The 12944-nt window shown below is 71.8% G+C and carries 10 protein-coding genes; 6 read left to right on the top strand and 4 right to left on the bottom strand.

The window, feature by feature from the left end; all coding sequences use genetic code 11:
• The first annotated feature begins 91 nt into the window (after nucleotides 1-91).
• Genes BWI15_RS11180 through BWI15_RS11170 form a run of 3 tightly spaced genes read left to right on the top strand, consistent with a single transcriptional unit; the run spans nucleotide 92 to nucleotide 2675 of the window.
• Nucleotides 92-703: a DUF1989 domain-containing protein gene (locus BWI15_RS11180; RefSeq protein ID WP_077014261.1), complete on the top strand. Its 612-nt coding sequence runs from the start codon at nucleotides 92-94 to the stop codon at nucleotides 701-703.
• Nucleotides 700-1818 (top strand): oxidoreductase, encoded by a 1119-nt coding sequence (locus BWI15_RS11175; protein WP_077014260.1) that lies wholly within the window; start codon nucleotides 700-702, stop codon nucleotides 1816-1818. Before BWI15_RS11180 ends, BWI15_RS11175 begins: the two co-directional genes overlap by 4 nt.
• Nucleotides 1815-2675: a polysaccharide deacetylase family protein gene (locus BWI15_RS11170; RefSeq protein WP_077014259.1), complete on the top strand. Its 861-nt coding sequence runs from the start codon at nucleotides 1815-1817 to the stop codon at nucleotides 2673-2675. Before BWI15_RS11175 ends, BWI15_RS11170 begins: the two co-directional genes overlap by 4 nt.
• Here the strand turns inward: BWI15_RS11170 and BWI15_RS11165 are convergent.
• Complete coding sequence (locus tag BWI15_RS11165) at nucleotides 2663-4225, bottom strand: PucR family transcriptional regulator (protein ID WP_077014258.1); 1563 nt, start codon at nucleotides 4223-4225, stop codon at nucleotides 2663-2665. The genes BWI15_RS11170 and BWI15_RS11165 overlap by 13 nt on opposite strands.
• A gap of 70 nt (nucleotides 4226-4295) precedes the next feature.
• Between BWI15_RS11165 and BWI15_RS11160 the strand changes: the two genes are divergently transcribed.
• Nucleotides 4296-4757 (top strand): DUF6098 family protein, encoded by a 462-nt coding sequence (locus BWI15_RS11160; protein WP_077014257.1) that lies wholly within the window; start codon nucleotides 4296-4298, stop codon nucleotides 4755-4757.
• Between the two features lie 162 nt (nucleotides 4758-4919).
• Nucleotides 4920-5309, top strand: a complete 390-nt coding sequence (locus BWI15_RS11155) for an ANTAR domain-containing protein (protein ID WP_077014256.1) — start codon at nucleotides 4920-4922, stop codon at nucleotides 5307-5309.
• On the opposite strand, the gene BWI15_RS11150 is transcribed toward BWI15_RS11155, so the two are convergent.
• Complete coding sequence (locus BWI15_RS11150; protein WP_168197289.1) at nucleotides 5259-6260, bottom strand: MBL fold metallo-hydrolase; 1002 nt, start codon at nucleotides 6258-6260, stop codon at nucleotides 5259-5261. The genes BWI15_RS11155 and BWI15_RS11150 overlap by 51 nt on opposite strands.
• A gap of 223 nt (nucleotides 6261-6483) precedes the next feature.
• Nucleotides 6484-9240 (bottom strand): helix-turn-helix transcriptional regulator, encoded by a 2757-nt coding sequence (locus BWI15_RS11145; protein WP_077014255.1) that lies wholly within the window; start codon nucleotides 9238-9240, stop codon nucleotides 6484-6486.
• A 187-nt stretch (nucleotides 9241-9427) separates the two neighbouring features.
• On the opposite strand from BWI15_RS11145, the gene BWI15_RS11140 reads away from it, so the two are divergent.
• Nucleotides 9428-12202 (top strand): ATP-binding protein, encoded by a 2775-nt coding sequence (locus tag BWI15_RS11140; RefSeq protein ID WP_077014254.1) that lies wholly within the window; start codon nucleotides 9428-9430, stop codon nucleotides 12200-12202.
• Nucleotides 12203-12219: 17 nt separating this feature from the next.
• On the opposite strand, the gene BWI15_RS11135 is transcribed toward BWI15_RS11140, so the two are convergent.
• Nucleotides 12220-12936: a GAF and ANTAR domain-containing protein gene (locus tag BWI15_RS11135; protein WP_330359527.1), complete on the bottom strand. Its 717-nt coding sequence runs from the start codon at nucleotides 12934-12936 to the stop codon at nucleotides 12220-12222.
• Nucleotides 12937-12944 lie beyond the last annotated feature (8 nt).

The following is a 12944-nucleotide window of genomic DNA, read 5'->3' as shown; positions in this document are numbered from 1 at the left end:
GGCTGTCAGTGGAGAATCCTCTACTGACAGCCCTCAGGTGTGGAGAAAGATCTATCGAACAACAGTGACTCGCGGTGCTTGAGTTGCCGTCATGACACCAACTGCTGAACGGACTCTCGTCCCGGCGCGCTCCGGCCGCGCGGTGCGGGTCGCCCGGGGCGAGTTCGTCCGCGTCACCGATCTGGAGGGCGGGCAGGTCGGCGACCTGTTCGCCTTCGTGGCCGGCGAGAAGTCCGGCGAGCACCTGAGCGCCGCCCACACCCGGACGGCCACCAGCCGCTTGTGGCCCGCGCTGGGCGAGACCTTCGTGACCGATCGCCGGCGCCCGATCCTGACCCTGGTCGAGGACACCTCACCCGGTCACCACGATCTGCTGATCGCCGCCTGCGACCCTCAGCGGTACGCCGGCCTGGGCGCCCCCGGCCACCCGTCGTGTGCGGAGAACCTGACCGCCGCGCTGGCATCGGTCGGGCTGAGCGCGCCGGTGATCCCGCAGCCGGTCAACGTCTTCATGCGGGTCCAGGCCGACCACGACGGCCGGCTCGACTGGTTGCCCGCGGCCACCAGCGCCGGTGACACCGTCACCTTCCGCGCGGAGCTCGACTGCGTCGTAGTGCTGTCCGCCTGTCCTCAGGACCTCACCGTGATCAACGGCGCCAACCCCACCGACCTCGCTCTCGACGTACTGGAGGATCTTCGATGACCAGCACTCCGCACCCCGCGCTCCAGCCGGTACGGTTCGGTCCGTACGACGTACCGAACCGGCTCGTGGTCGCCCCGATGACCCGCACCTCGGCCACCCCGGACGGCGTCCCGACCGACGAGATGGCGCGGTACTACGCCGACTTCGCGGCCGGCGGTTTCGGGTTGATCGTCTCGGAGGGGACGTACACCGACCGGCAGTACAGCCAGGGCTACCTCAACCAGCCCGGACTGGTGAGCGCCGAGCAGGTCGTTGCCTGGCGCAACGTGACCGGCCAGGTGCACGCCGCGGGCGGCCGGATGATCGCGCAACTGATGCACGCGGGCGCGCTCTCCCAGGGCAATCCGTACTCCGCGCGGACGGCGGGTCCGTCGGCGATCCAGCCCCGCGGCGAGATGATGCCGGACTACGGCGGCAGCGGTCCCTGGCCGGTCCCGCACGAGTTGACCGCGCAGGAGCTGGACGCGGTCGTCGAAGGTTTCGTCGCTGCGGCGCTTGCCGCGCTACAGGCCGGTTTCGACGGTGTCGAGATCCACGCGGCCAACGGATACCTGCTCGACCAGTTCCTCACCGACTACACGAACCGGCGCACCGACGAGTACGGCGGACCCGTGGCCAACCGGATCCGCCTGACCGCCCGGGTGACGGCCGCCGTCGTCGAAGCGCTGCCCACCGGGATGCCGGTCGGCGTCCGGTTGTCGCAGACCAAGGTGAACGACCTTGTCCATCGCTGGCCCGGGGGAGCGGCCGACGCCGAGATCGTGTTTCCCACGATCGCCGAGGCCGGCGCGTCGTACCTGCACCTGGCCAGCGAGGGGCGTGACTGGCTGGAGACCTCCACACTCCCGGACGGCCGGACCATCACCGGCCTGGCTCGCCGCCTGACCGGACTGCCGGTGATCGCCAACGGCGGCATGCACGATCCGGACCAAGCCGCGCAGGTCCTCACCGACGGTCACGCCGACCTGGTGTCCGTCGCCCGCGGTGCGCTGGTGAATCCGGACCTGCCGAAGCGGCTGACCGACGACTCGGAGCTTCGTGCCTTCGACCGGGACATGCTGCACCCGGACGTCACGCTGGCGACCGCCCGGGCGTGGCAAGCTGTCAGGTCATGAGCCAGAGCTGGTCCGGCGGCGCCGCGGCGGTGGCCGCGCTGACGTTCGACGTGGACGCGGAGACCCCGGTGCTGGCCCGTGGCCGGCGTTACGCGGACCACCTGTCCACGATGTCGCACCAGGCGTACGGCCCGGATGTCGGCGTACCGCGGATCCTCGCGCTGCTGGACGAGCTCGAGGTGCCGGCGACGTTTTTCGTCCCGGGGTGGGTCGCCGAGCAACGCCCGGGCCTGGCCGCGTCGATCGTCGAGCGCGGGCACGAGGTGGCCCACCACTCCTACAGCCATCGGCCGCCGACGTCGTTGACCAGCCAGGAGGAGCGCGACGACTTCGAACGGGCGCTCGCGGTTTTCGATGCGCAGGGCATCGAGGTGCTCGGGCACCGGGCCGCCCTGTGGGAGGCGACCGTCCGTACGCCGGAACTGATCGCCGAGCACGGGTTGCTGTACGACTCCTCGCTGATGGGCGACGACCGGCCGTACCTGCTGCGGCCGGGTGGAGTGGTCGAGCTGCCGGTGCACTGGTCGCTGGACGACTGGGAGCAGTACGCCTACCTGCCGCAGCCCGACATCGGTTCGGTCATCGAGTCGCCGCGCAAGGTGCTGGAGCTGTGGAAGGCCGAACTCGACGGGATGCGGTTCTACCGATGCCTGTTCACGCTCTGCCTGCACCCGTTCCTGTCCGGCCGGCCCGGGCGCCTGATGGCGGTGCGCGAACTGATCGAGTACGCCCAGTCCTGTGGCGACGTCAGCTTCGCCCGGTGTCGTGACATCGCGCTGCGGGCGCGGGCGGACGACGCGCTGCCGGTGCGGCCGGTGGCTGTGCCCGACGTCGGCAGGGACGTCTACCCGGACTGAACCAGCTCGTCGGCTTCCAGCGCGAGGAACAGGTCGACCCGGTCCTCGGTCCGGGTGACGTCGCGCCCGGTCAACTCGGTGATCTTGGCCAGCCGGTTGCGCAGGGTGTTGACGTGCACGTACAGCGCGGCCGCGGTCGCGCCGTACTGGCCGTCGTGCTGGAGAAACGCGCGCAAGGTGATCTCGAGACTCGCCGCGCGGCGCTGGTCGAACTCGCGCAGCGGCTGCACGATCGCGTCCGCGAACCCCCGCAGTGTCTCGGTGTCGTGCAACCCGAGCAGCAGCCGATGCGTGCCGAGGTCGCGGAACGTCGCGACGGCGGGAGCCGGTCGACGCCGCAGCACCCGGCACGCCTCACGGGACTGGATCAGCGGTTGCCGCAGCGCCTGGGCGTTGGCCGCCGGTTCACCGAGCCCGATCACCGTACGACGGTCCGGGAAGCGCCGGGCGATCGTCCGGCGCAGCGCTTCGGCCAGCTCCCGGACGTCCTGGCGAGGTCGCTGCAGCACGGCGACCACGTCCTGGGTGCCTCCGGCAACGACCACGGCGAGCCCGGCGGCCAGGAAGAAACCGCTGACGGTTTCGGTCAGCCCGGGCAGCGTCGACTCGTCGCCGCCGGCGAAGGCGGTGGTCAGCACGACCAGCTCACCGCTCGGGTCGACGCCGAACGCTCGCAACCGGTCGGGGACCTCCGCCGCGCGCCGCGAGCCGGACAGGATCATGTCGAGCAGCTCGCTGGCGAACCTCAGCTCGATCGCCTGCACCGCCTGCTGCTTGGCGACCTCCAGGCTCAGGAAGCGGGCCGACTGCTCCAGCGCGTCCTGCTCGGCCCGGCTCAGCTCGGCCAACGGCCGCAGGCAGACGAGCGCCGCGTCGGTGTCTCCCACCGCGCCGACCAGGAACAACGTGGCCCGGCCGGACCCGGCCTCCAGCTCCACCTCCAGGGCGGGCGGCCGCCGAGCCAGTCCCTCCGCGACCAGTCGGCATTGCGCCGGCGTGAGCTCCGCACCCGCAGCCGCCAGCGGACGCGCCATCCGGTCCACCACGGCCAGCGGCAGATCGTGCTCACGCCGCAGCACGGCGAGCACGCCGGAGGCTCCGGCGCCGTGCGAGATCGCGGCCGCCAACGCGTCGCCGCGCCGGACCATGCCGACCAGGGCGTCACGCCGCTGGTCCGCCTGAAGCATCGACGCGGCCCGCGTCACGGCGGTGAACGGCACCTCGACCGAGATCTCCGCCAGCGGCAACCCGAGCTGTTCGCAGGCCCGCACCAGCTCGCCGGGCGTCGTCCGGGCGTCCACGCGGAGCCCGAACACGATCCCCGCGGCGCCCGCGCGATGCACGGTGGCCGCGAACTCCGCCGGGGTCGTCTCGGCCTGCCACAGACCGTTGGTGAGCACGAGCTCCCGCTCCCGCACGTACGCCGACGGGTCGGGCAGTTCGGTGTTGTGCACCCACAACACCTCGCGCTCCAACGCCCCCGGCGGTCCGGGCACCAGCACCGTCAACTCCAGCGCCGGATCCCGAACCAGGGCTCCCAGACTCAGCATGCTGTGAAGATATCCGGCTCCGGCCTCCACGGTGGTGATGCTTGCTCATGCGGCGGGGTACCTCGGCGGCATGAGCGAGAAGTCGTCGCCGCCGTTGGTGCTGGTGGAGACGCCGTACGAGTTGCCGGTGATCGCAAGCCTGGCCGAGTTGGTCGAGTTCATCGGTGCGCGGGACGGCGTACTGCTGCGGTACTCGAAGGGGCCGTGGCACGACGCTCGGTCCGGAGCCAGCCGGGACTACGAGGCGGACGTCGAACTGCCCGGACTCTCCGCGACGCCGGTCACGCCGGAGCCGTGGTGGCCTCGTCCGCCGGAGGACTGGATCGCGCGCCGGGTGTGCAAGTACGCCGAACTGGGGGAGGAGAAGGACCGCTATCCGTGGCTGCTGACCGGTGAGGTGGCCGGCTGGGGACCGGACCACGAGCCGCTGGTCGTGGAGGTTCGCCCGCTGGCGCGGATCGGGCAGGAGGCGCTGGACCAGGCGCGATCGCTGTACCACCAGCGGTTCCACGTCGGCAAGGACTCGCGGTGAAGGCCTGGAACGAGCACTGGAACAGACCGTCCCGCGACGGGAAGTGACCGGCCCGCCGGAACCGCATGTGGCCCGGGCGCCGAGGGTACCGGACCCGGGCTGGCGGCAGAGGTTGTAAATCCAGCCGGGGATCGCCGCCGGCTCGTGGTGAGGAACGGGTCGATGATCGGATCGGAGTCGGTCGAGGCGAGCGCGTCGCGGGTGGACGACGCGGCAGCCGTGGAGCAGGCCAAGGGTCTGCTGATGGAGTGGTTCGGGGTCAGCGCGGAGCAGGCCGGTGACGTGATCCGTGCCTGGGCCAGCCGGTGCGGACGGCCGCCCCAAGTGGTCGCGGACGTGTTCGTCCGGCAGATCTGGCAGGGGGACGCCACCGCCTGCGACCGGGCCGTTGCCCGCGCGCTCGAAGACGCCCTGCGTGACCTTCCGCGAACCGACGGCGAGCGGGACCGTCCGGCCGCCGGCACCCCGGCGACCACGACGGCCCGCGCGTCCGCCGCTGAGTCAGGGCCTGGTGCCGAAAGGTCCCAAGGAGTTGAGGTCGAGGCGCAGTGACTCGGCCATCGCCCAGGCGTTGGGCAGGGTGAAGACGTCGGCGCCGCCGAGGCGATCCTTCCAGCGGGGGACGAGTTCGTCCGTGGTCGCGGCGGCGACCGCGTCGAGGTAGGCGCGGAACACCGCCCAGGCGTTGGACATGTCGACGCCCGCCATCGTGCTGGACAGGTCGACGCTGGACAGCGCGGCTTCGGCGGTGGTGCGCAGATCGGTCAGGTACTCGAGCTGGACGCGGACGTCCTCGGGAGTGCCGGGCCGGGTCACGTGGCCGGTGACCAGGTGGTCGAAGTCGTAGCGCAGCGTCGTTTCGTGCAGGTGAAGAACTCCCGGGACGAACGCGGACAGGGAGATGTTCGAGAACGGCACCCAGCCGGGGAAGATCACGTCGACCAGCATCAGCACGCGCTGGTTGGGCAGGTGGATGAAACTGTTGCCCTCGCTGTGGTTGGGCCCCGGGTAGGCGAGCTCGAGAGTGTGGTCGCCGGCGTCGATCGTCAACGACTCGTCGAAGACGTCGGTCGGAAGCGGCCGGTCCGGATCGGCCAGGAACTCGAGGCGTTGCGCGGTCGCGCGCTGGGCGTAACGACGGGCGTTGTCGGGGAAGATCGACATCGCCCCGCAGTGGTCGGAGTGGTGGTGGCTGTAGACCACGTGCGTCACCGGCTTGGTGGTCACCCGGCCGATGGCGCGCAGGATGTTGTGGCCCAGCGTCGGCGGGGCGTCGACCGCCACGACGCCTTCGCCGGTGACGACGAACATCGACTGGTAGCTGCCGTCGCCGAGCCAGAAGACGCCGTCGGCGAGCTCCTCCATCGCGTAGCCCTCGGCGGGGACCTCCGGTCCTTTCGCGATCTCCGGCACGGGCCCGGTCGGTCGTTCCCGGCGCAGCTTCGCGTCCTCGGCGAACGACGGTACGCCGAGGGACTGGTTGTTCTGAATCGTTGTGGACATGGATTCCTCCCACTGGTGGTCGGGCAACGGGCAGGAAGGACGGGGCGGCCTGCCGGTGCACCGAGTCTGTTCCGGGCGGCCCGGCGTTCGCGCCAGTGAGATCCCTGGTCGGACGGCAGGCCCGGGCCCGGACCAGGGATCACCCGGGTGTGATGCGCGGTCCCCGGCGATGTGATGGAGGTACGCCATCACCCGCAGCGCAGGAGGATCTCGTGAGTACCAGTCAGTCGACGGCTTGCAGTACGTCGCGCAGATGGCTGCGAGCGCTGATCCCGAGTTGCGCGAACACCTTGCCCAGGTGCCACTCGACCGTTCGGGGACTGATGAACAAGGTCGCGCCGATCTCGGCGTTGGTCATTCCCCGGGTGGCCAGCCGGGCGATCTGCAGCTCCTGCGGAGTGAGTTCCTGCGGCGTCTTCTCGGCCCGTTTGCGAACCGTCTCACCGGTCGCCGCGAGTTCACGGCGGGCGCGCGCGGCGAAGGCGCCGACTCCGGACGCCGCCAGCGCGTCGTGCGCGGCCCGGAGCTGCTCGCGGGCCTCGGCCCGGCGGCCCGCGCGCCGCAGCCACTCGCCGTACAGGAGCTGGGCGCGGGCCAGCTCGACCCTGACCGGGGTGTTACCGAGCCGATCAATTGCCTCCCGGTAGCACTCTTCGGCCCGGTCGTCGGGCTCGACCAGAGCCCTCGACCGGGCACCGACTCCCAGCGCCCAGTCGGTCCCGCTGGCGCGCGTCAAGGCCAGGAGACGCTCGAGCGCGGCGGCCGCCATCGCCGGTTCCCCGGCGCGGCCGGCCGCCTCGACCAGCTCGACCAGCGCCCAGTTCGCGACCCCCATCTCCTCGGGATACGCGGCGGCCTCACGGGCGGCGGTGAGCGCGTCGGCGTACCGGCCGAGTCCGTTGCAGAGCATCGCCCGGGCCCAGTTCGTGAGGGACACGCCGATTCCCTCACCCCGCTCGGTCACGGTGGCCATCGCCGTACCGATCAGCGGTTCCGCGAGCTGCGCGTCGCCGCGGAAGGCGGCCAGCCCGATCGCGCCGTACGGCGTGAGGTCGGTGCCGGCGACCTCGGTGACGATGCCGATCTCGTCGACCAGGACGGCGGCCGCGTCCAGGTTGCCGGCGAAGAGGTCGACGAAAACGCGGGTGTTCAGGGCCAGCGGCAACGCGCTGAGCGCGCCGGACTCGCGGGCGATCCGCACGTGCCGATCGGCCAGCGTGCTCCACGACGTGTGATCCCACAGATCCAGGGCGACGACCGTCGCGAGCCAGAGGAAGCGCACGCCCTCCTCGATCGACAGCTCGTCGGTGTCGAACTCCTGGACCGCCCGGCGCAGCATCGGTACGGCGTCCGGATAGCTGTCGGCGAACTGCACGGCGACGCCCTCGAGCAGGACGTCGCCGCGCCGCGGCTCGGCCGGCATCGGTGCGTTGCGCGCGGCCCGGGCCACCTCGGCCGCGGTGACGCCGTTCGCGAGCCGGCCCGCGAAGAGGGCCGCGGTCAACGCGTCGACGTAGCTGTCCAGCGCCAGCTCGGTGTCGAGCGGTTCGAGCCGGCGCGCCGCGGCCAGCAGAAGAGGGAGTGCCTCGTTGCCGCGCTGGGCGGCGAAGCCGATCTGGGCGCGGAGCACGTCGACGCGGGCCCGTTGCAGGTCGCTGAGGGCTCCCGATTCGGCTCTGGCCAGCAGCCGGAGCGCGGAGTCGAACGTCCCCGCGTGCAACATGACCTCGGCTGCGGCGACCTCGCGCCGCGCGCGGACGGCGGCGTTCGGTGTCAGCGCGGCCGCACGCTCCAGGAACGCTGCCGCGGCGGCCAGTCCGCCCTGAGCCAGTGCCCGCCCGGCCGAACTCTCCAACTCGGCGGCCACCATCTCGTCGGGGCCGAAGGTGGCCCGGGCGCGGTGCCACGCGCGCCGATCCGGGTCGAGCTCCGAGTCGGTGACGTCGGCCAGGACTTGGTGCACCTGTTGACGTTCGTACGGCGTCGCGGACCGGTACGCCACCGACCGCACCAGCGGGTGCCGGAAGCGGACCGTGTGGCGCAGCTCGACCAGTCCGGCCCGTTCGGCGGCCGAGGCGGCGTCCCAGCTGAGCTGCAACCGTTCGGCGGCGCGCCACAACAGTCCGGCATCGCCCAATGGCTCCGCGGCAGCGATCAGCAGGAGCCGGCGGGACTGCTCCGGCAGCTGCTCGACGCGTTGCCGGAAGCTGAGCTCGAGCCGGCTGGTCAGTGTGGTGTGGTCCGTCTGGTCCGAGCCGAAGGCCAGCTCGGTCGCCGACAGCCAGCGCGGCAGTTCCAGCAGAGCCAGGGGATTGCCGTGCGTCTCGTGCAGGACCCGGGTCCGCACCCGCTGGTCGAGCGGACCGATCACCGTCGCTTCGAGCAGCGCGGTGGCGTCGGTCTCGTCGAGCCCTCCGACGGGCAGCTCGGGCAGTCCGGCCCAACGGCCGTCGGCCTCGCCCGTCCTCGCGCCGAACACCAGCACGATCGACTCGGCCGCCAGCCGCCGGGCCACGAAGGTCAGCGCGTCCGCAGACGCCTGGTCCAGCCACTGCGCGTCGTCCACGAGACAGACCAGCGGCTGTTCGCGGGCCGCTTCGGCCAGCAGGTTCAGCACGGCGAGCCCGATCAGGAACCGGTCGGGCGGATTGCCCCGATGCAGCCCGAACGCCGTCGCGATCGTCTCGGACTGGGGCGCCGGAAGGCGGGACAGCTCGCCGAGCAACGGGGTGCACAGCGCGTGCAGCCCCGCGAACGCGAGTTCCATCTGCGACTCGACGCCCGCGACCCGCAGGACGCGGCAATCCGTCGCCGCCGCCTCGAGATGGTCCAGCAGGGCCGACTTGCCGATCCCGGCCTCACCGCGGACGACCAGCGCGGCGCTCCGGCCGGCCTGCGCGTCGCGCACGAGCTGATCCAGCGTCTCGCACTCGTACTGCCGCCCCCGGAGTTCCGGCCGGGACGGATTCGTCGACCGCATTGCAGCAGCCTGCCATCTGAGCAACGTCCGGTCCAGAAGCACCGCTGATCGGTCTGCGGGTCATTGATTGCCCGGTGCCACGATCCGGTGCGAGGATGAGCGGCGCAGGGCCTCGACCGCTGGAGCGCCCGGAGACGAGGGACCGATCATGCCGTTGTCGCGACCACGCCGATGGCAGGCATGACTCGTGACCGTGCGTCGTACGCCGGTGTTGCTGGGGCGCCAACGCGAGTGTGAGGACCTGGACCACCTGCTGACCGAGGTCCGCGGCGGCCTCAGCGCCGTACGGGTGATCCGCGGCGAAGCCGGCATCGGCAAGACGGCGCTGCTGCAGTACTGCGCCGAGGCGGCGACCGGCTTCCGGATCGTGCGGCTGGCCGGGGTGGAGTCCGAGATGGAGTTGCCCTTCGCCGGGCTGCACCAGCTCTGCGCTCCGATGCTCGACCGGCTGGACGTCCTGCCCGAGCCCCAGCGGGCCGCGCTCGAGGTCGCGCTGGGCCGTACGTCGGGCGAACCTCCGCAACGTTTCCTCGTCGCACTGGCCGCGCTGGGGTTGTTGTCGGCGGCTGCCGAACGACGGCCGCTGCTCTGCCTGATCGACGACGCACAGTGGCTCGACAGCGCTTCGGGGCAGGTCCTCGGCTTCATCGCTCGCCGCCTGGGTGCGGAGCCGGTGGCGATCGTGTTCACCGTTCGGGAGCCGACCACCGAGCACGAACTGGTCGGACTGCCCGAGCTGAGACTTCAGGGCCTGCCGGAGGCTGACGCCCGGGCTCTGCTCGCCACGGTCATCCCGGGCCGGTTCGACCCGCGCGTGCGGGATCGCCTGGTCGCGGAGACTCGCGGAAATCCGCTCGCCTTGCTGGAATTGCCCCGGCGGTTGAGTACGGCGCAGTTGCCGGGGGGACCCGGCCCGCACGGTTCGCACGAGCTGTCCGGCCGGATCGAGCAAAGCTTTCTGCTCCGGCTCGAACAGTTGCCCGAGGACGCGCGCAGGTCGCTCCTGGTCGCGGCCGCCGAGCCGGCGGACGACCCGCTGCTGGTGTGGCGAGCCGCCGAACTGCTCGGAGTCCAGGCATCGGCCGCGGCCGCCGCGGAGGCGGAGGGCATGCTCTCGATCGACGGCAGCGTGCGCTTCCGGCATCCGCTGGTGCGGTCGGCGATCTATCGCTCGGCGTCGGCCGACGACCGCCGCGCGGCCCATCTGGCGCTGGCCGAGGCGACCGACGCCCGGAGCGACCCCGACCGGCGCGCCTGGCACCTGGCCGCCGCGACCGGCGAACCCGACGAGCAGGTGGCCGCAGACCTCGAGCGGTCGGCCGACCGTGCCCAAGCCCGTGGCGGTCTGGCGGCCGCGGCCGCGTTCCTGCAGCGCTCGGTTGTCCTGACCCGCGATCCCGGCCGGCGGGCGGGGCGTGCTCTCGCGGCTTCGCGAGCCAGTCTGCACGCCGGCCAGTTCGAGACAGCCCTCGGTCTGCTCGGCGCGGCGGAGGCCGGGGCGCTCGACGAACTGCAGCGGGCGCGAGTGGACCTGTTGCGGGCGCAGATCGTCTCGGCCTCGGGATCCGGCAGTGAGGCGCCGGTGCAACTGCTGCGCGCTGCTCGACGGTTGGAGCCGCTGGATGTCGCCCTCGCCCGGGAGACCTATCTCGATGCCTGGGGAGCGGCGTTCTTCGCGGGTGATCCGGCCAGTTCGGCGTCGCTGGCGGCGATCTCGCGGGCCGCTCGGTCGGCTCCGCGGCCGACCGGCCGTCCGCACGCGTCCGACCTTCTCCTGGACGGGCTGGCCCTGCTGACCACCGACGGACGCGCGGCGGCGGCGCCCGTCCTGCGCCGAGCGGTGAGCGCGTACCTGACCGAGGACCTGTCGCTGGAGAAGGGACTCCAGTGGGGTGTGCTGGCCTCGAACGCCGCGATGGAGATCTGGGACTTCGATCACTGCGAGAAGGTCATCACCCGCCAGGTGGAACTCGCCCGCGCGGCCGGTGCCCTCGCGCCGTTGTCGATCGCACTCAACGGTCGCGGCATCGTGGTCGCATGGGGTGGCGATCTGTCCGCGGCCGCGCGGGTGATCGTCGAGGCCGATGCCGTCACCGAGGCGACGCGTTCCCGCGTGGCGCCGTACGGGGCGATGCTGCACGCGGCGTTGCGGGGGCGGGAAGCCGAGGCCCGGGCGCGCATCGACACGGCGATCGACCATGCCCGGTCGGGCGGCGAAGGCCTCGCTGTCCAGTGGGCGAACTGGTCCACGGCCGTGCTTTTCAACGGCCTCGGCCGGTACGACGAAGCGCTCGCCGCAGCGCGCGTGGCCGGTGACGAGAGCCAGCCCGACCATTTGGTCACGCGCTGGGCGCTGCCCGAGCTGATCGAGGCCGCGACCAGAACCGGCCGGCCCGACCTGTGTGCCGGCGCCGTCGAGCGGTTCGCCGCGAGCGCGAACGTCACCGCGAACGACTGGGGGCTGGGCGTCCTGGCCCGTTGCCGCGCGCTGCTCGCGACCGACGACGAGGCCGAGCCGCACTACCGCGAGGCGGTCGACCGGTTGCGCGCGACCCGGCTACGCCCCGAACTCGCGCGGGCCCACCTCCTGTACGGCGAATGGCTGCGCCTACGGCAGCGGCGCGCCGACGCCCGCATCCAGTTGGAGCTCGCCCACTCGCTGTTCGCGTCGATGGGCCTCGACGGGTTCGCTCACCGCGCCCGGCACGAACTGGTCGGTGCCGGCGCCAACCTTCGCGAGATCGCCACCGACAAGCCGGACGAGCTCACCCCGCAGGAGGACCACATCGCCCGGCTGGCCCGCGAAGGCCGGACGAACGTGCAGATCGGCGCCGAGCTCTACCTCAGCCCGCGCACCGTCGAGTGGCATCTGAAGAAGGTCTTCGCCAAGCTCGGCATCACCTCTCGCCGAGCCTTGCAGGACGCGCTGCCCGCCACGTCCCGCGGCACCGGCTCGCTCTGAACCACGTGTTCCCGGACTCAGGAGCGGCCAGGAAGGGACCGGGTGCTGATCAGTTCGTCGGCGACGTCGCGCAGCTTGCGGTTGTGGTCCTGGGAGTAGCGTTTCAGGACCTCGAAGGCCCGGTCGGCGTCGAGGTCGAACCGCTCCATCAGGATGCCCTGGGCCTGCCCGACCAGTTTGCGGGCGTCGGCCGCGCCGGCCAGGGTCGCCTCGTTGCGCGCCGCGGCGATCGCGACCGACGCATGCCTGGCCAGGATGTGCGCGACGGCCAGATCGTCGCGGTCGAACGCCTGGGGGCGATCGGCGAACAGGCTCAGGACCGCCTCGGCCTTACGGCGTCCGATGCTCAGCGGCAGATGGGCCGCGCTGCGATAGCCCGCGGCGGCCACCTGGTCGGCCCAGGCCGGTGACCACCTGGTCTCGGTCACCACGTCCGGGATGGTGACCAGGGCTTCCTGCTGGATGGTCGTGATCAGCGGTCCGGCGCCCGCCGCGATCTGCGCGTCGTACAGGTCGGCGAGTCCGGGGTCGGTCATCGCCATCTGTTCGGGACGCCGGCCACGGACGATCAATGCCACCGACGCCGCGCTGCATCCGACCGCGTGCAGCGCGAACTGCGCCACCGCCTCGACGGTCTCTTCCACGCCGTCGGCCTCGTGCAGCTCCGAGGCGAACCTGGCGAACATCTGGACCGTGGGCTGCTCACCGCTCAGAGTCTGCTCGGTCTCGGTCACCTTTTGAT

This window comes from Kribbella sp. ALI-6-A, assembly GCF_001984195.1.
Lineage (GTDB): Bacteria > Actinomycetota > Actinomycetes > Propionibacteriales > Kribbellaceae > Kribbella.
The sequence above is the reverse complement of the archived record's forward strand: the minus strand, read 5'-3'. Positions and strand labels throughout refer to the sequence as shown.